This window comes from Pseudomonas sp. NFACC37-1 (assembly GCF_900101575.1).
In the GTDB taxonomy this organism is placed as follows: Bacteria; Pseudomonadota; Gammaproteobacteria; order Pseudomonadales; family Pseudomonadaceae; genus Aquipseudomonas; species Aquipseudomonas fluorescens_AA.
This window is the reverse complement of record NZ_FMUZ01000045.1, coordinates 1-21,575: the sequence shown is the minus strand read 5'-3', so window position 1 is coordinate 21,575 and position 21,575 is coordinate 1. Positions and strand designations below refer to the sequence as shown.

General features: G+C 61.6%; 17 protein-coding genes and 1 tRNA gene. 4 read left to right on the top strand and 14 right to left on the bottom strand.

Going from position 1 to position 21,575, the window contains the following annotated elements; genetic code table 11:
• Positions 1 to 9: 9 nt before the first annotated feature.
• A complete protein-coding gene (gene nadE, locus BLP82_RS27530; RefSeq protein WP_092175861.1) occupies positions 10 to 837 on the top strand; it encodes an ammonia-dependent NAD(+) synthetase in 828 nt (275 codons plus the stop codon).
• A 173-nt stretch (positions 838 to 1,010) separates the two neighbouring features.
• Here nadE and azu read toward each other — a convergent pair whose 3' ends face one another.
• Positions 1,011 to 1,457, bottom strand: a complete 447-nt coding sequence (gene azu, locus BLP82_RS27525; protein ID WP_060739405.1) for an azurin — start codon at positions 1,455 to 1,457, stop codon at positions 1,011 to 1,013.
• 341 nt (positions 1,458 to 1,798) lie between these two features.
• Between azu and BLP82_RS27520 the strand changes: the two genes are divergently transcribed.
• Both BLP82_RS27520 and BLP82_RS27515 read left to right on the top strand, forming a co-directional pair.
• On the top strand, positions 1,799 to 2,386 hold the full coding sequence (locus BLP82_RS27520) for an LOG family protein (protein ID WP_092175857.1): 588 nt from the start codon (positions 1,799 to 1,801) through the stop codon (positions 2,384 to 2,386).
• 68 nt (positions 2,387 to 2,454) lie between these two features.
• A complete protein-coding gene (locus tag BLP82_RS27515; RefSeq protein WP_092175853.1) occupies positions 2,455 to 2,643 on the top strand; it encodes a hypothetical protein in 189 nt (62 codons plus the stop codon).
• A gap of 135 nt (positions 2,644 to 2,778) precedes the next feature.
• Here BLP82_RS27515 and BLP82_RS27510 read toward each other — a convergent pair whose 3' ends face one another.
• The 13 genes from BLP82_RS27510 to rnr form a co-directional block, all read right to left on the bottom strand.
• Positions 2,779 to 3,672 carry a transglutaminase family protein gene (locus BLP82_RS27510; RefSeq protein WP_092175849.1) on the bottom strand — a complete coding sequence of 298 codons (894 nt, stop codon included), beginning with the start codon at positions 3,670 to 3,672 and terminating at the stop codon, positions 2,779 to 2,781.
• Positions 3,672 to 6,158, bottom strand: a complete 2,487-nt coding sequence (locus BLP82_RS27505; RefSeq protein ID WP_060739410.1) for a circularly permuted type 2 ATP-grasp protein — start codon at positions 6,156 to 6,158, stop codon at positions 3,672 to 3,674. The genes BLP82_RS27510 and BLP82_RS27505 overlap by 1 nt, the downstream gene beginning before the upstream one ends.
• Before the next feature lie 241 nt (positions 6,159 to 6,399).
• Positions 6,400 to 9,693, bottom strand: a complete 3,294-nt coding sequence (locus tag BLP82_RS27500; RefSeq protein WP_092175844.1) for a transglutaminase family protein — start codon at positions 9,691 to 9,693, stop codon at positions 6,400 to 6,402.
• 165 nt (positions 9,694 to 9,858) lie between these two features.
• On the bottom strand, positions 9,859 to 10,320 hold the full coding sequence (locus BLP82_RS27495; protein WP_092175840.1) for a hypothetical protein: 462 nt from the start codon (positions 10,318 to 10,320) through the stop codon (positions 9,859 to 9,861).
• Positions 10,317 to 11,243: an Ssp4 family T6SS effector gene (locus BLP82_RS27490; RefSeq protein WP_060739413.1), complete on the bottom strand. Its 927-nt coding sequence runs from the start codon at positions 11,241 to 11,243 to the stop codon at positions 10,317 to 10,319. Before BLP82_RS27490 ends, BLP82_RS27495 begins: the two co-directional genes overlap by 4 nt.
• 193 nt (positions 11,244 to 11,436) lie before the next feature.
• Complete coding sequence (locus BLP82_RS27485) at positions 11,437 to 13,737, bottom strand: YgiQ family radical SAM protein (RefSeq protein ID WP_092175836.1); 2,301 nt, start codon at positions 13,735 to 13,737, stop codon at positions 11,437 to 11,439.
• 235 nt (positions 13,738 to 13,972) lie between these two features.
• A complete protein-coding gene (dnaB, locus tag BLP82_RS27480; RefSeq protein ID WP_027911801.1) occupies positions 13,973 to 15,370 on the bottom strand; it encodes a replicative DNA helicase in 1,398 nt (465 codons plus the stop codon).
• Between the two features lie 117 nt (positions 15,371 to 15,487).
• A complete protein-coding gene (gene rplI, locus BLP82_RS27475) occupies positions 15,488 to 15,934 on the bottom strand; it encodes a 50S ribosomal protein L9 (RefSeq protein ID WP_003186385.1) in 447 nt (148 codons plus the stop codon).
• Between the two features lie 18 nt (positions 15,935 to 15,952).
• A complete protein-coding gene (locus BLP82_RS27470) occupies positions 15,953 to 16,843 on the bottom strand; it encodes a YybS family protein (RefSeq protein WP_092175832.1) in 891 nt (296 codons plus the stop codon).
• A gap of 36 nt (positions 16,844 to 16,879) precedes the next feature.
• Positions 16,880 to 17,110, bottom strand: coding sequence for a 30S ribosomal protein S18 (rpsR, locus tag BLP82_RS27465; protein WP_002551829.1), 231 nt, complete (start codon positions 17,108 to 17,110; stop codon positions 16,880 to 16,882).
• Positions 17,111 to 17,138: 28 nt separating this feature from the next.
• Positions 17,139 to 17,567 (bottom strand): 30S ribosomal protein S6, encoded by a 429-nt coding sequence (gene rpsF, locus BLP82_RS27460; RefSeq protein WP_003186395.1) that lies wholly within the window; start codon positions 17,565 to 17,567, stop codon positions 17,139 to 17,141.
• A 305-nt stretch (positions 17,568 to 17,872) separates the two neighbouring features.
• Positions 17,873 to 18,631: a 23S rRNA (guanosine(2251)-2'-O)-methyltransferase RlmB gene (gene rlmB, locus BLP82_RS27455; RefSeq protein ID WP_060739416.1), complete on the bottom strand. Its 759-nt coding sequence runs from the start codon at positions 18,629 to 18,631 to the stop codon at positions 17,873 to 17,875.
• Positions 18,628 to 21,258, bottom strand: coding sequence for a ribonuclease R (gene rnr, locus BLP82_RS27450; RefSeq protein WP_092175828.1), 2,631 nt, complete (start codon positions 21,256 to 21,258; stop codon positions 18,628 to 18,630). Before rnr ends, rlmB begins: the two co-directional genes overlap by 4 nt.
• Positions 21,259 to 21,485: 227 nt before the next feature.
• Here rnr and BLP82_RS27445 point away from each other — a divergent pair.
• Positions 21,486 to 21,572, top strand: a tRNA-Leu gene (locus BLP82_RS27445).
• Positions 21,573 to 21,575 lie beyond the last annotated feature (3 nt).

The following is a 21,575-nucleotide window of genomic DNA, read 5'->3' as shown; positions in this document are numbered from 1 at the left end:
AGTGAATTCATGCAAGCCGTACAGCGTGAGATTGCTGAACAGCTCAAGGTCCAGCCACCGTTCGCCCATGACGCCGACCTCAAGGCCGAAATCGCCCGGCGAGTGAGCTTTATCCAGGATTGCCTGGTCAATTCCGGGCTCAAGTCCCTCGTGCTGGGCATCAGCGGTGGCGTCGACTCGCTGACCGCCGGGCTGCTGGCCCAACGTGCCATGCGCGAACTGCGGGAGAAAACCGGCAACGCCGCCTATAAGTTCATCGCCGTGCGCCTGCCGTACGAAACCCAGTTCGATGAGCATGAAGCACAGGCCTGTGTGGACTTCATCGATCCCGACGAGCGCCATACCGTCAATATTGGCCCGGCGGTCAAGGCCTTGGCCGAGCAAGTCGCGGCGTTCGAAGGCAAGGCGGCGGTCTCGCGGGACTTCGTGCTGGGCAATACCAAGGCGCGGATGCGCATGGTGGCGCAATACACGATCGCCGGGGCCGAGCAGGGCCTGGTGATCGGCACTGACCATGCGGCCGAAGCGGTCATGGGGTTCTTCACCAAGTTCGGTGACGGCGCCTGCGACCTGGCGCCGTTGAGCGGCCTGGTGAAAAACCAGGTCCGGGCCATCGCCCGGGGCTTTGGCGCGCCGGAATCGCTGGTGGAAAAAGTCCCCACCGCCGATCTTGAAGACCTGTCGCCAGGCAAGCCGGATGAAGCCTCCCACGGCGTGACCTACGCCGAGATCGATGCGTTCCTGCACGGCCAGCCGATTCGCGAAGAAGCGGCCAGGATCATTTGCGACACCTATCGCAAGACCGAGCACAAGCGGGTGATGCCTTACGCCCCGTGACCGGCAATCCCTGTGGGCTCTGTGGGAGCGAGCTTGCTCGCGATAGCGGTGGGTCAGTTTGCATTGATGTTGGATGTTCTGCCGTCATCGCGAGCGAGCTCGCTCCCACAAGGAGCGGTTGCCTGGCATAAAAAAGCGCCCTGCATAGGGCGCTTTTTTGTACCTGAAATTGATCACTTCAGCGTAACGGTGCCTTTCATCATCGAGATGTGGCCTGGGAACGAGCAGAAGAAGCCGTATTTTTCAGCGGCATCAAGTTTCGACACGTCAAAGGTCACCGAGTCGGTTTCCTTGGCGCCGATGAGTTTGGTGTGGGCGATGATGCGGGCATCACCTTCCTTGAGGTAGTTCTTGTCGATACCGGCAGCGAGGCCATCGGTGGCGATCGGCTGCATGTCGGCCTCTTTGCTCAGCACCCAGTTATGGCCCATGACGTTTTTCGGCAAGCTGCCCGAGTGGGTCAGCTCAACGGTGAACGTCTTGCAGCTCTTGTCGATCTCGATGGCCTTCGTGTTGAAGGACATCTGGTCGGTCGAGTCGATGGTGGTCTTGCACTCCGCTGCCATCAGTTGGCTGCTGGCCAGCGTCAACAGGGATACTGCAACAAGTTTGGCAAACATCGTGAATCTCCAAGGCATGGTTAACAAAAATCCGTCAAAGGGAAAGACTGCCTGATTTTCCGGCAAGTTCCTATGACCTGAGTCAAAGATTGTATACAACTTAAGGCTATCAGCCTGATGGACATAATCAACCAGCCAGAAGTATGACGCGCCCCTATGATCAGCCCCATCAACCTCTGGAGCGACCGCCATGAACTTCAATAGCCTGTTATGCAGCTTGCTCGCCGCCTACGCCTGTGGCGCCAGTGGCACCTATGAAAAACCCCGGCGCGAGGTTTAAGTCCTTTGCGCAGCATAGGCCAGGCTTTACTCTGGTGCAGTGACTGACCACGGAGTAAAGCATGTCCATTGCGTCTGTTTGTGTATTTTGCGGCGCCAGCACTGGCACCGACCCAGCGTATCGTGAAGCGGCACAGGCCCTCGGGCGGGCGTTGGCGGAACGAAAACTGACCCTGGTCTATGGCGGCGGGGCCGTCGGCCTGATGGGTGTCGTCGCCGACGCGGCCCTGGCGGCTGGCGGCGAAGTCATCGGCATCATCCCGCAAAGCCTGAAGGACAAGGAAATCGGCCACAGCGGCCTGACCCGCCTGGAAGTGGTGGACGGCATGCATGCTCGCAAGGCGCGCATGGCTGAACTCAGCGATGCCTTCATCGCCCTGCCCGGCGGCCTCGGCACGCTGGAGGAGTTGTTCGAAGTCTGGACCTGGGGCCAGCTCGGCTACCACGGCAAACCGCTGGGGCTGTTGGAAGTGAACGGTTTCTACAGCAAGCTCACCGCTTTTCTCGATCATATCGTCGACGAAGGCTTCGTCCGCGCGCCCCATCGTGACATGCTGCAAGTGAGCGAATCCGCGCAGAACCTGCTCGATGCCCTGGACGAATGGCAACCGTCCGTACAGCCAAAATGGGCCGAACAAAAACCCAGCTAACGGCTCGGCCCCGATACAGGGCAGAATATGCGCCGCTCAACCTCACCTTCGACCCCAGAGGATCGCCCATGGCCAAACCCAATTATTCCTTCGCCAAACGTCAGAGAGACTTGGCCAAGGAGCAGAAGAAAGAGGAAAAGCTGCAGCGCAAGAAAGCCACAGCTGAAGAAGAAGCCGCACTGACCCCGGATACCGAAGGCGAAGTAGCAGCAGAAGAGGATGGTGATGCACCGAAAGATCAGGCTCCCGACGCCTGATTCCCCCAGGGCCCGATGATCCGATCCACACTGTGGGAGCGAGCTTGCTCGCGATAGCGAATTAACCGTCAACTCCTCATTGGCTGACACGACGCTATCGCGAGCAAGCTCGCTCCCACATTGTTCACACAGTGTTCATGACTCCAACGGCATCACCGTCACCCGCACTTCAGGATCATGGGCACCGCCCCCCAGGATCACGCCCCGCAACGGTGACACATCGGAAAAATCCCGGCCCCAGGCCAGGGTGATGTGTTCCAGGGCCGGTTGGACGTTGTTGGTCGGGTCGAAGTCCACCCACCCCAACACCGGGCAATACACCGAGACCCAGGCATGGGACGCATCGGCGCCAATCAGCCGGGGCTGGCCGGGCGGCGGCTGCGTCAGCAGGTAGCCGCTGACGTAACGCGCCGCCAGGCCGCGAGAGCGCACGCAAGCCAGCATCAGGTGGGCGAAGTCCTGGCATACGCCCCGCCGCCGTTCCAGCACCTCCACCAGCGGCGTCGCCACTTGGGTCGCCTCGGCGTCGAAGGTGAATTCCTCGAAAATCTTCTCCATCAGCGCTCGAACACCAAACATCAACGGCCGCCCCGGCGGGAAGCAGCTTTCGGAAAACTCGACGAAGCTGCGCTTGAGGTGCACATAGGGTGATTCGAAACGATAACGGCACGCCTCCAGCAACGGCGCCGCCAATGGCCGGCCACTGTAGGTCAGCGCGTTGCGGGTCGACTCCCAGGCCGGGGACAGGTTGAAATCCAGCTCGGGACGGGCCAGCACCTCGACGCTCAGGCGGGCATTGACCAGCAGCTCGTCATGGGGCCGTTCAAAGGCCAGCCGGGTCAGCGGGTTGCCAAACACATCCTGTTCATCGCGCCGGGTCGTCGGTTCCGGGCTGATCAACAGTTGCTGTTCGGTGCAACGCTGCCAGTCACAGGCCCGAGGCCACAGATGAGCAAGCTGCTGGGCCAGGGACACCGGGCTGTCATAGTGGTAATGGGTGTCGTGGAGGATCTGGTAACGAGCGTTCATCAGACGGACACCGTGCGTTGGCTGACGTCATCGACGTGGGCGAAATGACGCAAGGCCAGGCGATCGGACACCTGGCCGCTGGCATCGGCCACTTCCTGCAACAGGTCGGCCAACCCATCGAGCGCGGCGCGCAGGCTCGCTTCACCGAACAGCGGGTTTTCCAGGCAACGCAGGTCAAAGCGTGACAGGCGTGCGACCAGGTCCGGCAAGGCGGTTTCCCTGGGGGCGGCAAAATCATCGTTCAAGCGCTTGAGCGTGCGGGTCACCAGCTTCAACTGGAAGAGCACCGCGTGGGGGTTCTGTTCGTCCAGCAGCAGCAAGTCCAGCACCGGGATCAACTGGGCCACCGCCAAATAACGCGAGCGGTAGGTGATGCTGCTGTTGCCCAGTTCCAGCAACCACTCAAGCCCAGCCTGATCGAATACCGCATCGCTGCGCAGGAACGCCGCCAGGCTACTGCTGAGAAACTGCAGGCGCTCCAGGCGCCGGCCGATCATCAGGAAGCGCCAGCCTTCGTCGCGGGTCATGTCGTCCAGGGCGAACCCGGACAACGCCGCGAGGGACATCACCAGCCGATTGAGGAAATCCAGCAACTCGCCGAAGTCCGCTTCCTCGGTTTCCAGTTCCATGGCTTCGCGCTGCAGCTCCACCAGCGCCTGCCAGTTCTCCCGGGACAGCTTGCCGCGCACCTGCGAGGCGGCCCATTGCAAGCGCTGCAGGTTGGAGCGCAGGCTGAACGACCAGTCGTCCCCCAGCAGTGCCGCCAGCAAACGCTCGGGCAGTTCGCCCTCTTCGGGCAGCAGCATCAGGCTTTCGCCCAGCGCCACCGCCGATTGCAGGGCCTGCGGATCGTCGCCATCGACATAACGCGCCAGCATGATCCGCAACAACCGCGCGCTGCCATCGCAACGCTCGCAGTAGCGGCCGAACCAGAACAGGTTTTCCACCACCCGCGAAGGCAGGTACGGATCCCGTCGAACCAGGTCATGGACCCCCACGGTTCGCTGGGCCTTCCATTGTTCACCGCCGGGCGCCTGCTCTCCCAAGACCCAGGTGTCCTTGCTGGCGCCACCGCGCTGCATCGACACCACTTCGGCATCGGCCTCGGCGGCCACCCGGGTCAGGCCACCCGGCAGCACCCGATAATCATCCTTGCCGGACACGGCATACATGCGCATGCCGATCGCCCGGGGCTGGATTTGCCCATCTTCGGCCTGCCAGACCGGTGCCTGGGACAGTTGCGCCAGTTCCTGGGCGACATAGGCATAAGGCCGTGCCTGCATGCGCGCCGCCAGTTGGCCGCGCTGCGCCTCGCTCAGGTCGCGACCGAACACCGGACTGAAACTCTGGGACGGAAACGCCGGCTTGATCAACAGTTGCGGCAATTTTTCCAGGGCCTGGGCCAACACCGGCGGCTCACCGCACCACCAGGTGGCGATGGACGGCAGCAGCAGTTCTTCGCCGAACAGGTACTGGTTGATCTTCGGCAGAAAGCCCAGGAGGCCCGGCGACTCCAGCACGCCACTGCCCAAGGCATTGGCCACCAGCACCCGGCCCTGGCGCACGGCTTCCAGCAACCCCGGCACGCCGAGGGCCGAATCGGTGCGCAGCTCCAGGGGGTCGCAGAAATCGTCGTCGAGCCGGCGCATGATGGCGTGGACCCGGCGCAGGCCACTGAGGGTCTTGAGGTAGACCGTAGCATCGCGAACCGTCAGGTCGCCGCCCTCCACCAGCGGATAGCCCAACTGGCGCGCCAGGTACAGGTGTTCGAAATAGCTTTCGTTGAACCGCCCAGGCGTCAACAGCACCACCAGCGGCGACTCGCCGTCGCTGGGCGCCTGTCGCGCCAGGGTTTCCTGCAAGGTGCGGAAAAATCCGGACAGGTGCCGCACCTTCAAGTCGCGATACAAGTCGGGAAATGCACGGGAAACGATCATGCGATTTTCCAACGCGTACCCGGCCCCCGAAGGCGCCTGGGTCCGGTCCGCCGTGACCCACCAGCGGCCGTCGGGCGTGCGCGCCAGATCCACCGCATACAAGTGCAGGAAACTGCCGTCCGGCGGCGCGATGCCCTGGCAGGGCCAGAGGAAATTGTTGTGCCCGAACACCAGCTCCGCCGGCAACAGCCCTTCGCTGATCAGCCGCTGCGGCCCGTACAGGTCGGCCAGCACCGCATTGAGCAATCGCGCACGCTGGGCGATTCCGGCGGACAGATGCTTCCATTCCTGCGGGTCGATCACATGGGGCAGCAGGTCCAGTTCCCACGGCCGGTCAGCGCCTTTCGGATCGGCGTAGACGTTGTAGGTCACGCCGTTTTCCTGGATCTGCCGGGCCAGCAGGGCCTGGCGCTGGAGCAACTGGGCCGGCGTGCTGCGCTGCAACTGGTCGAACAGCCGCCGCCAGTGCGTACGTACCGCACCGCTGTCGTCCATTAATTCGTGATAGGTGCCCGTCGTCAGCGGGTAACGGTCAAGCAGGTCAGGCATGGAAAGCTCGGCAGACGGCAATGAAAGGTGAGACTAGCGCAAGCGCATGACGCCCGGATAGGTGAAGATTGTGGCGAAACGCTGGGTTGTGTCCTGTAGGAGCTGCCGAAGGCTGCGATCTTTTGATCTTTTGATCTTTCGCTCCAGACTCAATTGGTAGGGGAAAGATCGCAGCCTCGTTTCACTCGACAGCTCCTACACAGCTCCTACACCGCAGTTCCTACGCAGTCGAACGGCTTCTTTATTTTTTTGATGCGTCCTGAAAACGTCGCAGGTCGAGCGTGAGTGGAAACTCGTCATCCACTGCCAGGCTGGGTATCGGCAGTTTCCCCGGCGTGTGCCCGAGACGGAAGAAGCGCGCCATGCGCCGGCTCTCGGCCTCGTTGGCATTCACCGGCAGGCTGTCATAGTTGCGCCCGCCCGGATGGGCCACATGATACTGGCAACCGCCCACGGAACGTTGCATCCAGGTATCGAGCAAATCGAAAACCAGCGGCGCATGCACCGGGATAGTCGGTTGCAGGCAGTTGGCCGGTTGCCACGCTCGGAAACGCACCCCAGCGACAAATTCGCCGATTCGGCCAGTCGGTTGCAACGGCACCGGCACGCCATTGCAGGTCAGCAGGTAGCGTTGCGGCGCCAGGCCGCTGAGCTTGACCTGCAAACGCTCCAGGGAGGAATCCACATAACGCACGGTGCCGCCCACCGCGCCCTCCTCCCCCAGCACATGCCAAGGCTCGAGGGCTTGGCGCAATTGCAGCTCGATACCGCTGACCGCGTAATCGCCCACCTTGGGGAAGCGGAACTCCAGGTGCGCGGCGAACCATTCGGCCCGCAGCGGGTAGCCGGCGGCGTTCAGCTCATGGATGACATCGGCAAAATCCTGTTCGATAAAGTGCGGCAGCAGGAAACGGTCATGCAGCTCGGTGCCCCAGCGGGCCAGTTTCGCCGGCGCATAAGGCTCGCGCCAGAACCGCGCCACCAGCGCCCGCAGCAGTAATTGCTGGGCCAGGCTCATGCGGGCGTGGGGCGGCATCTCGAACGCACGCAACTCCAACAGGCCGAGGCGCCCAGTGGCGCCATCCGGCGAATAGAGTTTGTCGATACAGAATTCGGCGCGGTGCGTATTGCCGGTCACGTCGATCAACAGGTTGCGCAACAAGCGATCGACCAACCACGGTGGACACTCTTCGCCGGGCTGTGGCATTTGCGCGAACGCGATTTCCAGCTCGTACAAGGCGTCGTTGCGCGCCTCGTCCACGCGGGGCGCCTGGGAGGTCGGGCCGATGAACAACCCGGAAAACAGGTAGGACAACGACGGGTGGTTATGCCAGTAACTGATCAGGCTGCGCAGCAGGTCGGGACGTCGCAGGAACGGTGAATCGGCCGGTGTCGCGCCACCCAGTACGAAATGGTTGCCGCCCCCCGTGCCGGTGTGCCGGCCATCGATCATGAATTTCTCGGTGGTCAGTCGGGTCTGTCGCGCTTCTTCGTACAAAAACTCAGTGCGCTCGACCAATTCATCCCAGGTCGCCGAAGGTTGTACGTTGACCTCGATCACACCGGGGTCGGGGGTGATGCGGAAATTGCTCAGGCGCGGGTCGCTCGGCGGCTCGTAGCCTTCCAACAGCACCGGACACCGCAGCTCCTCAGCCGTCGCCTCGATGGCGCTGACCAGTTCCAGGTAATCCTCGACCCGCTCCAGGGGCGGCATGAACAGATAGAGCCGGCCTTCGCGGGCCTCGGCACAGAAGGCGGTGCGGGTCAGCCAGTCGGCGGACTTGTCGATCTCCGGGACACGCTCCTGCTCAGCCGCCGCCTCGCCGTGACGCGCCAGTTGCTCGGTGCCAGGCAGTTCGGGCAAGTCCTGGTTCGGGTCTGTGGGGTGGATGAACGGGTACTCGGCCGCCGTCACCCAAGGCTGGGACGCCAGTGGCAAGCGATACCCCAGGGGCGAATCCCCCGGCACCAGGCGGCAGTGGTTGTCACGCAGGTACCAGCGGCCGCTTTGCCACTGATCCCCCTTGGCGGTGCGAGCCAACGGCAGGACCTGGCCGATGACCTTGTCCAGGCCCTGGCTGAAGACCTTGCGCAACCGTGCTCGCTCCAGAGCGTCCTCCAGGCGTGGGTCCTCGGCCGTGACGTTCGAAGGCAGTGCCCCTTCGCGCCAGAGGTAATAGAAGTTGTCTTCGTAGGCCGGAAACACGAACCGCGCAGGAATCTTCAAACGCTCGGCGACACTCGCCAGGAAGCGTCCGGCCAGTTCGCCATCGGCGCCGTAATCCTCCTGCTCGTCGGCGATCAACGCGCTGTTGTGCCAGATCGGCACCCCGTCGCGCCGCCAATAGCAATTGAGCGACCAGCGCGGCAGTTGCTCGCCGGGGTACCACTTGCCCTGGCCGAAATGCACCAGCCCCTTGGGCGCATAGTGATTGCGCATGCGCTGGAACAGCTCGGCGGAGAGCCGGCGCTTGTCCGGCCCGAGTGCCGCGGTGTTCCACTCGGCGCCGTCCGGGTCATCGATGGAGACAAAGGTCGGTTCGCCGCCCATGGTCAGGCGCACGTCGCCCTCCAGCAGATCGGCATCGATCTGCCGCCCCAGTGCCTGGATCGCCAGCCATTGCGCGTCGGTGTAAGGCTTGGTCACCCGCGGCGCTTCCCAGACCCGCTCGACGGACATTTCGTGGCTGAACTCACACTCGCAGGGCTCCACCAGGCCACTGATCGGTGCCGCCGAGGACGGATCGGGACTACAGGCCAGCGGGATATGGCCTTCACCAGCGAACAGCCCGGACGTCGCATCCAGGCCGATCCAGCCGGCACCGGGCAGGTAGACCTCGCACCAGGCGTGCAAGTCGGTGAAGTCGACGTCGGTGCCGGACGGGCCATCAAGGCTCTTCACGTCGGCGGTCAACTGGATCAGGTAACCGGAGACAAACCGCGCGGCCAGGCCAAGGTTGCGCAACAGCTGCACCAACAACCAGGCCGAGTCGCGGCACGAGCCGGACGCGTGCTCAAGGGTATGCTCCGGGGTCTGGACGCCGGGTTCCATGCGGATCAGGTAGTTGATGTCTTCGCTCAGGCGCTGGTTGAGCGCCACCAGGAAATCCACCGCCGGCAGCGGCGTGCGGTCGATGCCGTCCAGGTAGGCCTGGAACCTCGGCGTCAGCGGCAGGGTTTCCAGGTAAGGCGCCAGCTCCTTGCGTTCGTCAGCCGCGTAGGCAAATGGAATTTTCTCGGCGTAGGGCTCGAGAAAGAAATCGAACGGATTGAACACCGCCATTTCCGCCAGCAGATCGACCTCGATCCGCAGCTCCCGGGTTTTCTCGGGAAATACCAGCCGCGCCAGGTAATTGCCCTGGGGGTCTTGCTGCCAGTTGATGAAATGCTGCTCGGGCGAAACCTTCAGCGCATAGGAAAGAATCCGCGTGCGGCTGTGGGCTGCCGGGCGCAGGCGAACAATCTGCGGGCCGAGCTCGACGGCGCGGTCGTAGCGGTAATGCGTGACGTGATGCAATGCGACATGGATCGACACGACGTGCCTCCTGCGAGCCTGGGCGGTATCGAAAGCGGCGCAAGACTTATGCCATGCAGGCAGGCCCGACACTTTCTTTGTCTACTCAAGGCAGTAGAGCACTAAAAACGCGCGATGCCCGTATTCATCTGTAAAGGAATGCACATAAATGCGGCGCGAATCGACTCAGCGACGCGGGCGTGAGGCCTTGGCGGCCTGAATGATCAGCGCGCGTTGACGGCGGATATCGACGAGTTTGCTGCGCATTTCCCGATGACGCTTGCTGTTGAGCAGTAACAGCCCCAGCAGTGGCAACAGCAAGGCGAAGAGGTATACGCCCTGATGCGCTCCATAAGCGAACGTCGGCAGCACCGCTGCCAGACAGGCCAGGAAATACCCCGCCACCCACCAGACCGCCCAGGCACGCCCGCGAGCGATCAAGAGGTTGCCCAGGACCAGGACGAGCACCAGGGCCAAGGTGCCGAGCCCGACATAGTCGGTCCTGGTTGACGGCTCCAGGGCACGCCAATACGTGGCCCCAGCCAACACAAGCAGCGTGGACCCGGAAAAGCAGCCCAGCAGGATCGTCCCCATGAACACCGGAAAATAACGGGCGAGGAATGACTTCAGCGATCCGCCCCCGATCATTCCGTGAACTCCTCGTACAGGCCGACGGCAACCGTCTTCACGGCGCCATCACCGGTATAACTGCCAATGACCCCCAGCGCGCCTCCGAGGGAGTCCTTTATCTGCGTCAGCGTCGCGTGCCTGATCTCGGCAGACGAATAACGTTTGGGCAGGGCTCCCGCGCGCTGCTGCAGCTTGAGCAGCTTCGCGGTCAGGCTCGGGTCCCTCAGCGTCAACAGCTCCTTGGTCAGTTTGCTGCGCTCTTGCCGATTCAGCCCCTTGAGCAACTGATACCAACTCTTTCCGGTGGCGGCCGCCTTGTTGGCCTTGAGCAGCCGGACAGTCGTCAGGGCCGAGCCACCGACACCCACCAGAGAAACCCCGTCAAGGATCGGCGACACGATGTTGTACCAGTCGGCGTCGTTCATCTCATCGTTGCCGGTCGGATTGCTCAGCTCATTGGCCACCCGCATCCCGCCAATGACACATTGCGCGGTACTGGCCGTCGCGGCAGCGGCACCCAGGGCAACGACAAAGGCACTTGCCCCCGCCGTAAAGGGCACCGCGACGCTGCCACTGAACACCACCACCCAACCGATCACCGCGGCGACACAGGACAAGCCGGCGTTGGTTGCTTCAAGCCCGAGCTTGGACTCGCGGGGGCTGCTTTTGACCTGATCGATGAACTGCTGCGGCGCGATGTACTTTTTCGCCTCGCGCAAAATGATGCGCTTGGGCGCGATGCTGCAAATCGGCTTGAACTCGCGCAGGGTCACGACGTTGTATTCGGAATCGACATACACCACACCCGCCCCGGCGATGCCAGGATCGGCGTCAATGGCGGCAAACAGGCGCGGCAGGTTGATCTGGCTTTCAATGCGTTTGCGGGCCATGAACTGGGAGAAGCTCAGGTCCATGCCGATGCCCGTTGTAGCGCTGCTCATATGAATCGTCCTTGAGAATCGGAGGGTTAGACGTTACCCACACTGATCCCCTCGCCACAAGGAAGCAGTGTTCGGCTTTATTGCATTGGCTAGGCTGGCACCGGCGGCGGCCAAGATAGCAAATGGGCAGCACCGTCGCTAGAAAGCAAAACGCCAGCACTGAGGCTGGCGTTTTTCATCGTAGATTGACCCGTTAGCGCGGCACCACAGGCTTGCGTGCCGGCTTCGGCCCCTTGCCCTTGGCCGCATCCTTGCGTTCCTTGGCGGCCTGCTGGTTGCGGGCGAAAGCCGCGGCCTTGGCCTGCTCACGCTTGTCCCACGGGTTACCGCCATCACTGGCCCGGGGCGGCAGGCCGGTGTGCTGGGTCAGGATCTTGGTGGTTTCCTTGGCCACCTTGTGGCTGCCGGCTGGCGTCGAGTTCTTGCGACGGGCGCTCTGGTAGCTGTCGGTGGCCGGCTGGTGCAGCGGGATCAATTGGTTCTTGCCCGGCCCGATCAAATCGGCGCGGCCCATGCGGGTCAACGCCTCACGCAGCATCGGCCAGCCCTTGGGGTCGTGATACCGCAGGAAGGCCTTGTGCAGGCGGCGCTGTTCCTCGCTCTTGACGATGGTCACCGCATCGCTCTTGTAGGTGACCTTGCGCAGCGGGTTCTTGCCCGAGTGGTACATGGCAGTGGCCGTGGCCATCGGCGACGGATAGAACGCCTGCACTTGGTCAGCCCGGAAACCGTTGCCCTTGAGCCACAGCGCCAGGTTCATCATGTCTTCGTCGGTGGTGCCCGGGTGAGCGGCGATGAAGTAGGGAATCAGGTACTGCTCCTTCCCGGCTTCCTTGGTGTACTTCTCGAACATCCGCTTGAATTTGTCATAGCTGCCGATGCCCGGCTTCATCATCTGGTTGAGCGGGCCTTCCTCGGTGTGCTCCGGCGCGATCTTCAGGTAACCGCCGACGTGGTGGGTCACCAGTTCCTTGACGTATTCCGGCGACTCGACCGCCAGGTCGTAACGCAGGCCGGAGGCAATCAAAATCTTCTTCACCCCAGGCAAGGCCCGGGCGCTGCGGTACAGCTGGATCAGCGAAGAATGGTCGGTGTTCAGGTTCGGGCAGATGCCCGGGAACACGCAGGACGGCTTGCGGCACGCGGATTCGATTTCCGGGCTCTTGCAGGCAATGCGATACATGTTCGCGGTCGGGCCGCCGAGGTCGGAAATGACCCCGGTGAAGCCCGGGACCTTGTCGCGGATCTCTTCGATCTCGCGGATGATCGACTCTTCGGAGCGGTTCTGGATGATCCGGCCTTCGTGCTCGGTGATCGAGCAGAAGGTGCAGCCACCAAAGCAGCCACGCATGATGTTCACCGAGAAACGGATCATCTCGTAGGCCGGGATCTTCTCCTTGCCGTACGCCGGATGGGGAACACGCGCGTAAGGCATGCCAAACACGTAGTCCATTTCTTCGGTGGTCATCGGAATGGGCGGCGGGTTGAACCAGACGTCGACTTCGCCGTGTTTCTGCACCAGGGCGCGGGCGTTGCCTGGGTTGGTTTCCAAGTGCAGTACGCGGTTGGCGTGGGCATAGAGCACCGCGTCGCCACGGACCTTTTCCACCGACGGCAGGCGAATCACGGTCTTGTCCCGGGTCATTTTCGGGCTCGCCAGGATCTGCACGACCTTGGCTTCGCTCGGGTCCTCAACCGGCCCCTTCTCCTGCTCGATGGCGCAGGCTTGAGTGTCCTGGGTGTTCACGTACGGATTGATGATCTTGTCGATCTTGCCCGGGCGGTCGATGCGCGTGGAGTCGACTTCGTACCAGCCTTGCGGCGTATCGCGACGAATGAATGCGGTACCGCGCACGTCGGTGATGTCTTCGATCTTGTGGCCATAGGACAGGCGCTGGGCGACTTCGACAATCGCCCGCTCGGCGTTGCCGTAGAGCAGGATGTCGGCACAGGCGTCGATCAGGATCGAGTTGCGCACCCGGTCCTGCCAGTAGTCGTAATGGGCGATGCGTCGCAGCGACGCTTCGATACCGCCGAGCACGATCGGTACGTGCTTGTAGGCTTCCTTGCAGCGCTGGCTGTAGACCAGGCTCGCGCGATCCGGCCGTTTGCCCGCCAGGCCACCTGGGGTGTAGGCGTCATCGGAGCGGATTTTCTTGTCGGCGGTGTAGCGGTTGATCATCGAGTCCATGTTGCCGGCCGCGACACCGAAAAACAGGTTGGGCTCGCCAAGCTTCATGAAGTCGTCTTTGGACTGCCAGTTCGGCTGGGCAATGATCCCCACGCGAAAGCCCTGGGCTTCCAGCAGACGGCCAATGATCGCCATGCCGAACGATGGGTGATCGACATAGGCATCACCGGTCACGATGATGATGTCGCACGAATCCCAGCCAAGCTGATCCATCTCCTCCCTGCTCATGGGCAGGAACGGCGCCGGGCCGAAACATTCGGCCCAGTACTTGGGATAGTCAAATAACGGCTTGGCTGCTTGCATGTCGATGACCGGTATAAAGGATGAAAAATCGCGGGCGCGGAATATAGCACAAATTTTGACCAATTCCGACGGCTATGGTCGGAAATCGGTCACTACAACCCGTGCAGAGAAAGCGGGTTCTGTAGGAGCTGGCGAAGCCTGCGATCTTTTGATCTTTCGCTTTCGACTCAACTGGCAGTGGAAAGATCGCAGTCTCGTTGCACTCGCCAGCTCCTACAGGACGTAGCCGAACGGGTTATTCATCGTCATCGAAATTGTAGCTACCCGGTGCCAGGTTTTCGAAGCGCGTGTATTTGCCGATGAACGCCAGGCGGATGAAGCCGATCGGGCCGTTCCGCTGCTTGCCGATGATGATTTCGGCGATGCCCTTGTGCTCCGTCTCGGGGTGATACACCTCGTCGCGGTACACGAACATGATGACGTCGGCGTCCTGCTCGATCGCTCCGGATTCCCGCAAGTCGGAGTTCACCGGGCGCTTGTTCGGGCGCTGTTCCAGGGAGCGGTTCAGCTGGGAGAGCGCCACCACCGGGCAGTTGAACTCCTTGGCCAGGGCCTTGAGGGAACGGGAGATTTCGGAAATCTCGTTGGTCCGGTTGTCGCCGCTGGAACCGGGGATCTGCATCAGCTGCAGGTAGTCGATCATGATCAGCGCGATATCGCCGTGCTCACGCACCAGGCGCCGGGTCCGGGCGCGCATTTCCGACGGGCTGATACCGGCCGTATCGTCGATGAACAGCTTGCGGTCGTTGAGCAGGTTGACCGCCGAGGTGAGGCGCGGCCAGTCGTCGTCTTCCAGTTGGCCGGAACGGACCTTGGTCTGGTCGATGCGCCCCAGGGACGAGAGCATACGCATGATCAGCGATTCGCCTGGCATCTCGAGGGAATACACCAGCACCGCCTTGTCGCTGCGCAGCACGGCGTTTTCCACCAGGTTCATCGCAAAGGTGGTCTTACCCATGGACGGACGGCCGGCGACGATGATCAGGTCGGACGGTTGCAGGCCGCTGGTCTTCTCGTCGAGGTCGGTGTAACCGGTGGACAGGCCCGTGATGGCGTTGTCGGTGTTGAACAAGGTGTCGATGCGGTCGATGGCCTTGGTCAACAGGTCGTTGACGCTCACCGGGCCGCCGGTTTTCGGCCGAGCCTCGGCAATCTGGAAGATCTGCCGTTCGGCTTCGTCGAGGATCTCGGCGGCGGTGCGACCTTCCGGGTTGAAAGCGCTGTCGGCGATCTCGGTGCTGATGCCGATCAACTGACGCAAGGTCGCCCGCTCGCGGACGATCTGCGCATAGGCCTTGATGTTGGCGACCGACGGCGTGTTTTTCGCCAGTTCGCCCAGGTAACCGAGGCCGCCAACCTGGGACGTCTGCCCTTCCTTGTCCAATTGCTCGGCCAGGGTAACGACGTCGATCGGCATGTTCTGATCGGCCAGACGGGCGATCGCACGGAAAATCAGGCGGTGGTCATGCCGGTAGAAATCGCCGTCGGAGACTTGATCGAGCACGCGTTCCCAGGCGTTGTTGTCCAGCATCAGGCCACCGAGTACGGCCTGTTCGGCCTCGATGGAATGCGGAGGCACCTTCAGGGCAGCGGTTTGCAGATCATATTGCTCGGGAGCGGTGATTTCGTTCATGGCCACGTCTGGTTATGAAATTCAGCAATTGCAGAAAGACAAAGGGCACGACCTGTAAACAGGATCGTGCCCGATGTTACCGGCTAGCACCCGAGGGTGCCAACCGACAGGTGTTGCTTAGGCTGCTACCACGACAACGCGTACGGTGGCTTCAACTTCGGCGTGCAGGTGCACGGCTACGTCGAATTCGCCTACGTTGCGGATGGTGCCGTTCGGCAGACGAACTTCGCTTTTCGCCACTTCAACGCCGGAGGCGGTCAGTGCGTCAGCGATGTCGTGAGTACCGATAGAACCGAACAGCTTGCCTTCGTCGCCAGCGGTGGCAGTGATGGTCACTTCCAGCTCGGCCAGTTGGGCAGCACGGCTTTCAGCCGATGCCTTACGGTCTGCGGCGGCTTTTTCCAGCTCGGCACGACGCTCTTCGAACGCAGCCAGGTTGGCAGCGGTCGCAGCGGTGGCTTTGCCGAAAGGCAGCAGGTAGTTACGACCGTAGCCGGCCTTAACGTTTACTTTGTCGCCCAGGTTGCCCAGGTTGGCGATTTTTTCCAGAAGGATCAGTTGCATGTGAAAATCCTCTAACTTTTAACCTTCACCGTTCGCGTTGTCGGCGTCTTTCGACGCCATACGACCGCGAAAATCAATCAGGCTGTCAACGATGGCCAAGACCACGAGCAACGGACCGAGCAAGTGCATGAAAGGCAGCAACGTCACGTATATCCCCACCAGCCAGAACGTGGCCAGTCGCTTCTGCGCCACCAGCCCGTGAATCAGGGCCAGGCCGGCGAAGACCAGCGCAACACTGCACAACGGCAACAGGATCAGTGCATGCAGTCCGAAAAACGGAGCGACACACATGACGGCCAGCAGTGACAGCGCCACGCTCTTGGGGAATCGGATGGCGCGAAACTCGCGACCGAAACCACCGGGGTTATACAACGACGCCTGCCAATAGCGCCCAAGAATCAGGCACAGCACGCTAAAGATCTGCAGCGAAGACGCTATCGAAATGATCATCAGCGGAGCGCTCAGGGCGGTGAGAAACGCCTTCTGGTCTGCCGAGAATGTCTCGTAGACCTCACCCATCGCCAGCGGCAGGACGTGTTCGAACGTCTGCGCCAGTGACTCGATGAAGGAACTGAATACAGTCCCCAGGCTCACCGCACACAACAACCCCACGGCCACGCTGCACAGCAGCACGCGGTTCCAGGTATGGCCGGCGCGCAAAACCAACGCCAGGCCACCAGCCCCGAGCAACACCAAAAGTGTTGTCGGGTCCTTCAGGAAGTACCAGCTCACCAACGCTGACAACAACCCGATACCCAGGACGCTCAAGGCGTCCGAACCGCGCCGCAGGAGCACAAGGCACCCAGCGGCGGCACTCAACCAGAACAACAGCGGCAATGCCGCGGATCCGGCCACAACCAACGTGGCCTGCACACGTCCCCGCATGATGAAGTCAGCTAAGGCGCGCATGCATTCAATCCCTTACTACTCGTCGACTGCCCGGTCTCAGCGGCCGTGGCTGTCGGTGTAGGCCAGCAGGGCCAGGAAGCGGGCGCGCTTGATAGCGGTGGCCAGCTGACGCTGATAACGAGCTTTGGTACCGGTGATACGGCTTGGAACGATTTTGCCGGTCTCGGATACGTAGGCTTTCAGAGTGTTGAGATCTTTGTAATCGATCTCTTTCACGTCTTCAGCGGTGAAGCGGCAGAATTTACGACGACGGAAGAAACGTGCCATGTGATTGGCTCCTTAAAAGGTCCGTGGATTACTCGTCAGCGTTATCGCTGTTGTCGCTGTCGCTATCGCTGTCATCGCCATCGGCGCTGTCAGAGTGCTCAGGACGGTCGCGACGCTCACGGCGCTCACTGCGGTTTTCTTCAGCCTTGAGCATCTCGGATTGGCCGGTGACGGCTTCTTCGCGACGGATGACCAGGTTACGGATCACTGCATCGTTGTAGCGGAAGTTGTCTTCCAGCTCGGCCAGGGCCTTGCCAGTGCACTCAACGTTCAGCATCACGTAGTGAGCCTTGTGAACATTGTTGATTGCGTAGGCCAGTTGACGACGGCCCCAATCTTCCAGACGGTGGATTTTGCCGCCGTCTTCTTCGATCAGCTTGGTGTAACGCTCAACCATGCCGCCGACTTGCTCGCTTTGATCCGGGTGGACCAAAAAGATGATTTCGTAATGACGCATGAATGCTCCTTACGGGTTGTAGCCTGCCGCTCAAAAACGGTCAGACAAGGAGTGAATGACACTTATGGACTTGTGGACGCTAGACACATAAGTGCCTGCCATCACAGCAAGGGGCGCAATTGTAGAGAAGGGTCGAGGGCGGCGCAAGGCAATTGGCGATTATTTGAACAATCCCAACCTTTGCCCAAATACAAAACTCTGTGGGAGCGGGCTTGCTCGCGAAAGCGGAGTGTCAGTCAACATCGATATCAACTGATCCAACGCTTTCGCGAGCAAGCCCGCTCCCACATTTGACTTGGTCTGGCTTAGGGCTTTTTGGCGACAGCCTTGACGCTACGCTGACGCAGCGCCTCGAACAGGCACACGCCGGTGGCCACCGAGACATTGAGACTGCTGACGCTGCCCGCCATCGGCAGCTTGACCAGGTAGTCGCAATGCTCGCGGGTCAGGCGACGCATGCCCTTACCTTCGGCGCCCATGATCAGGATCGTCGGGCCCGTCAGGTCCTGGTCATAAATGCTGACCTCGGCCTCGCCCGCCGTGCCGACTACCCACAGGCCGCGCTGCTGGAGTTTTTCCAGGGTGCGCGCCAGGTTGGTCACCGCCACCAACGGGATCACTTCCGCCGCGCCGCAGGCCACCTTGCGCACCACTGGCGTCAGGGTTGCCGACTTGTCCTTGGGCACGATCACCGCCAACGCACCGGCGGCATCCGCCGAACGCAGGCAGGCGCCGAGGTTATGCGGATCGGTCACGCCGTCCAGCACCAGCAGCAGGGGGGCGCCTTCGGTGCGATCGAGCAGTTCGTCGAGCATCGCCTCGCCCCAGACCTGGCTCGGGCTGACGTCCGCCACCACCCCCTGGTGAACGCCTTCGACCCACGCGTCCATTTCACGACGCTCGGCCTGGCCGATGGCAACCTTGTTCTGGGTGGCCAGTTCGACCAACGCTTGCACACGCGGCTCGCTGCGCCCTTCCGCCAACCACACTTGCTTGACACGTTTGGGGTGGTGACGCAGCAGTGCTTCTACGGCGTGCACGCCGTAGATTTTTTCCAGACTCATGACTTGGCCTTAGGTTTGCGCGACCCGCCGCTTTTCGCGGGGGCCGACCCCGCTTTTGGCGGGCCTTTACGGTGTTTACTCGGCTTGCTCGACGGCTTTTCCGCCCCGTGGGACTTTCCCCCAGACGCCGCTTTACCACCGCTTTTGGCTTCGTTGAGCAACTGCTGCTTCAACTCGCGACTCTTGCGCAGTTCGGCGTTTTTCGCCGCTGCATCGCTGGGGCGGTAGGCTTCGGGAGCCTTGTCCTTGACGGACGAACGGCGACCGGCCTTGGCTGGCTCAGGCTCTGCGGTTTTTGCAGGAGCACCTTTACCCCTGGTCGCAGGCGCTGCGGACTCGCCGCCACGCTTTTTACGGCCAGTCGGTGCTTCGGCGGGTTTGTCAGACATCCCGAAGTCGATCTTGCGCTCATCGAGGTCGACGCGCATGACCTGCACTTCCACGGTGTCGCCCAGGCGGAAGCTGCGACCGGTACGCTCGCCCGCCAGGCGGTGGTGCACAGGATCGAAGTGGTAGTAATCACCCGGCAAGGCGGTGACGTGCACCAAGCCCTCGACGTAGATGTCGGTCAGTTCGACAAACAAACCAAAGCCGGTCACTGCCGTGATCACGCCTGGGAACGACTCGCCCACACGGTCTTTCATGAACTCGCACTTGAGCCAGTTCACCACGTCGCGAGTGGCTTCGTCGGCGCGGCGTTCGCTCATGGAGCACTGCTCGCCCAACTGTTCCAGGGCCGCTTCGTCGTACGGATAGATCCGTGCCTTCGGAATGGTCATGGCACCGGCGCGCTTGACGTGCGGGGTGTTCTGCTTGGAATGGATCACGCTGCGGATCGCACGATGCGTGAGCAGGTCCGGGTAACGGCGGATCGGCGAGGTGAAGTGGGTGTACGCCTCGTAATTCAGACCGAAGTGGCCCTGGTTGTCAGCGCTGTACACCGCCTGGCTCAGGGAGCGCAGCATCACTGTCTGGATCACATGGTAATCCGGACGGTCCTTGATGCTGGCCAGCAGTGCCTGGTAGTCCTTCGGCGTCGGACCATCCTTGCCCTTGTGCAGGGACAGGCCGAGCTCGCCGAGGAAGGCGCGCAGTTTTTCCAGGCGCTCCGGCGGCGGGCCGTCGTGCACGCGGTACAACGCAGGGATCTCGTGCTTCTTGAGGAATTCGGCGGTGGCCACGTTGGCCGCCAGCATGCACTCTTCGATCAGCTTGTGCGCATCGTTACGGGTCGTCGGGGTGATCGCGGCGATCTTGCGCTCGGAACCGAAGACAATCCGGGTTTCCTGGGTCTCGAAATCGATCGCACCACGCACGTGACGGGCACCCAGCAACACCTTGTACAGCGAGTACAGCTGCTTGAGGTGCGGCACCACGCCAGCGTACTCGGTACGCAGGGCCTTGGCTTCACTGCTCTTCGGCGTTTCCAGGATGGTGCTGACCTTATTGTAGGTCAGGCGCGCCTGGGAGTGGATCACCGCTTCGTAGAACTGGTAGTCGGTCATTTCGCCGGTCTTGGAGATGGTCATCTCGCACACCATGGCCAAACGGTCGACTTTCGGGTTCAGCGAGCACAGGCCGTTGGACAGCTGCTCAGGCAGCATCGGAATTACGCGCTCAGGGAAATACACGGAGTTGCCGCGCACCTGGGCTTCGTTGTCCAGGGCCGAACCGATCTTCACGTAGCTGGACACGTCGGCAATCGCGACGAACAACTTCCAGCCGCCGGAGAACAGGCGCAGCTTGCCGGGCTTGGCTTCGCAGTAGACCGCATCGTCGAAGTCGCGGGCATCTTCGCCGTCGATGGTGACGAACGGCAGATGGCGCAGGTCGATGCGTTTTTCTTTATCTTTCTCTTCGACTTCCGGCTTGAGCTTGGCGGCTTCCTTGAGCACAGCCTCGGGCCAAACGTGAGGAATGTCGTAGGTGCGCAGCGCAACGTCGATTTCCATGCCCGGCGCCATGTAGTTGCCGACCACTTCAACGATATCGCCCTGTGGCTGAAAGCGCGCAGTTGGCCAATGGGTGATCTTCACCTCGACGAACTGACCCACCTTGGCGGCGCCATTACGGCCCGGGGTAATCAGCACTTCCTGCTGAACCTTCGGGTTATCCGGCACGACAAAACCGATACCGCCTTCTTCGAAGTAACGGCCAACGATGCTTTCATGGGCACGGGATACCACTTCGACGATCACGCCTTCACGGCGGCCACGACGATCCAGGCCGGACACGCGGGCCAGGGCCCGGTCACCGTCGAACACCAGGCGCATTTGCGCCGGGCTCATGAACAGGTCGTCGCTGCCGTCGTCCGGGATCAGGAAACCGAAGCCGTCACGGTGACCGGCGATGCGGCCCAGGATCAGGTCGAGCTTGTCCACCGGCGCATAGGTGCCGCGCCGGGTATAGATCAGTTGAGCGTCGCGCTCCATGGCGCGCAGACGGCGGCGCAGGGCTTCGAGTTGGTCCTCGGTGGTCAGACCGAACTCTTCGACCAACTGCTCGCGGCTAGCAGGCGAACCCCGATCGGCGAGATGCGCCAGGATCAGTTCGCGGCTAGGAATAGGGTTTTCATATTTTTCCGCTTCACGAGCGGCCTCGGGATCGAGGGACTGCCAATCGGCCATTAGAGAGTTTTCACCTTGTCTATATGCGGGTTAGTTTGGCATAGGCTTAATGAAACGGGAAATTTCAAGCATCCAATAGCGTTTCCAGGATCATTTGACCTGCCTTCGAAGTCCCCGGAAAGCACCGCTCGTGAAATTTAGCGGTTTTTTTCTCCGCAGGGGTTTACAGTTAAAAACACGCTCCGTATAGTGCGCGCCATCGACGACGTACACACGTAGCCGATACTGCCCAGATGGTGAAATTGGTAGACACGCCAGCTTCAGGTGCTGGTGACCGCAAGGTCGTGGAAGTTCGAGTCTTCTTCTGGGCACCAATT

Coding starts and splice junctions, on each gene's coding strand:
- BLP82_RS27490 (WP_060739413.1), bottom strand. CDS start 11,243: ATGAGCAGCGCTACAACGGGCATCGGCATGGACCTGAGCTTCTCCCAG.
- BLP82_RS27485 (WP_092175836.1), bottom strand. CDS start 13,737: ATGCAAGCAGCCAAGCCGTTATTTGACTATCCCAAGTACTGGGCCGAA.
- rpsF (WP_003186395.1), bottom strand. CDS start 17,567: ATGCGTCATTACGAAATCATCTTTTTGGTCCACCCGGATCAAAGCGAG.
- BLP82_RS27505 (WP_060739410.1), bottom strand. CDS start 6,158: ATGCCTGACCTGCTTGACCGTTACCCGCTGACGACGGGCACCTATCAC.
- BLP82_RS27510 (WP_092175849.1), bottom strand. CDS start 3,672: ATGAACGCTCGTTACCAGATCCTCCACGACACCCATTACCACTATGAC.
- dnaB (WP_027911801.1), bottom strand. CDS start 15,370: ATGAACGAAATCACCGCTCCCGAGCAATATGATCTGCAAACCGCTGCC.
- BLP82_RS27515 (WP_092175853.1), top strand. CDS start 2,455: ATGGCCAAACCCAATTATTCCTTCGCCAAACGTCAGAGAGACTTGGCC.
- rpsR (WP_002551829.1), bottom strand. CDS start 17,110: ATGGCACGTTTCTTCCGTCGTCGTAAATTCTGCCGCTTCACCGCTGAA.
- rnr (WP_092175828.1), bottom strand. CDS start 21,258: ATGGCCGATTGGCAGTCCCTCGATCCCGAGGCCGCTCGTGAAGCGGAA.
- BLP82_RS27520 (WP_092175857.1), top strand. CDS start 1,799: ATGTCCATTGCGTCTGTTTGTGTATTTTGCGGCGCCAGCACTGGCACC.
- azu (WP_060739405.1), bottom strand. CDS start 1,457: ATGTTTGCCAAACTTGTTGCAGTATCCCTGTTGACGCTGGCCAGCAGC.
- rlmB (WP_060739416.1), bottom strand. CDS start 18,631: ATGAGTCTGGAAAAAATCTACGGCGTGCACGCCGTAGAAGCACTGCTG.
- BLP82_RS27495 (WP_092175840.1), bottom strand. CDS start 10,320: ATGATCGGGGGCGGATCGCTGAAGTCATTCCTCGCCCGTTATTTTCCG.
- BLP82_RS27470 (WP_092175832.1), bottom strand. CDS start 16,843: ATGCGCGCCTTAGCTGACTTCATCATGCGGGGACGTGTGCAGGCCACG.
- rplI (WP_003186385.1), bottom strand. CDS start 15,934: ATGCAACTGATCCTTCTGGAAAAAATCGCCAACCTGGGCAACCTGGGC.
- nadE (WP_092175861.1), top strand. CDS start 10: ATGCAAGCCGTACAGCGTGAGATTGCTGAACAGCTCAAGGTCCAGCCA.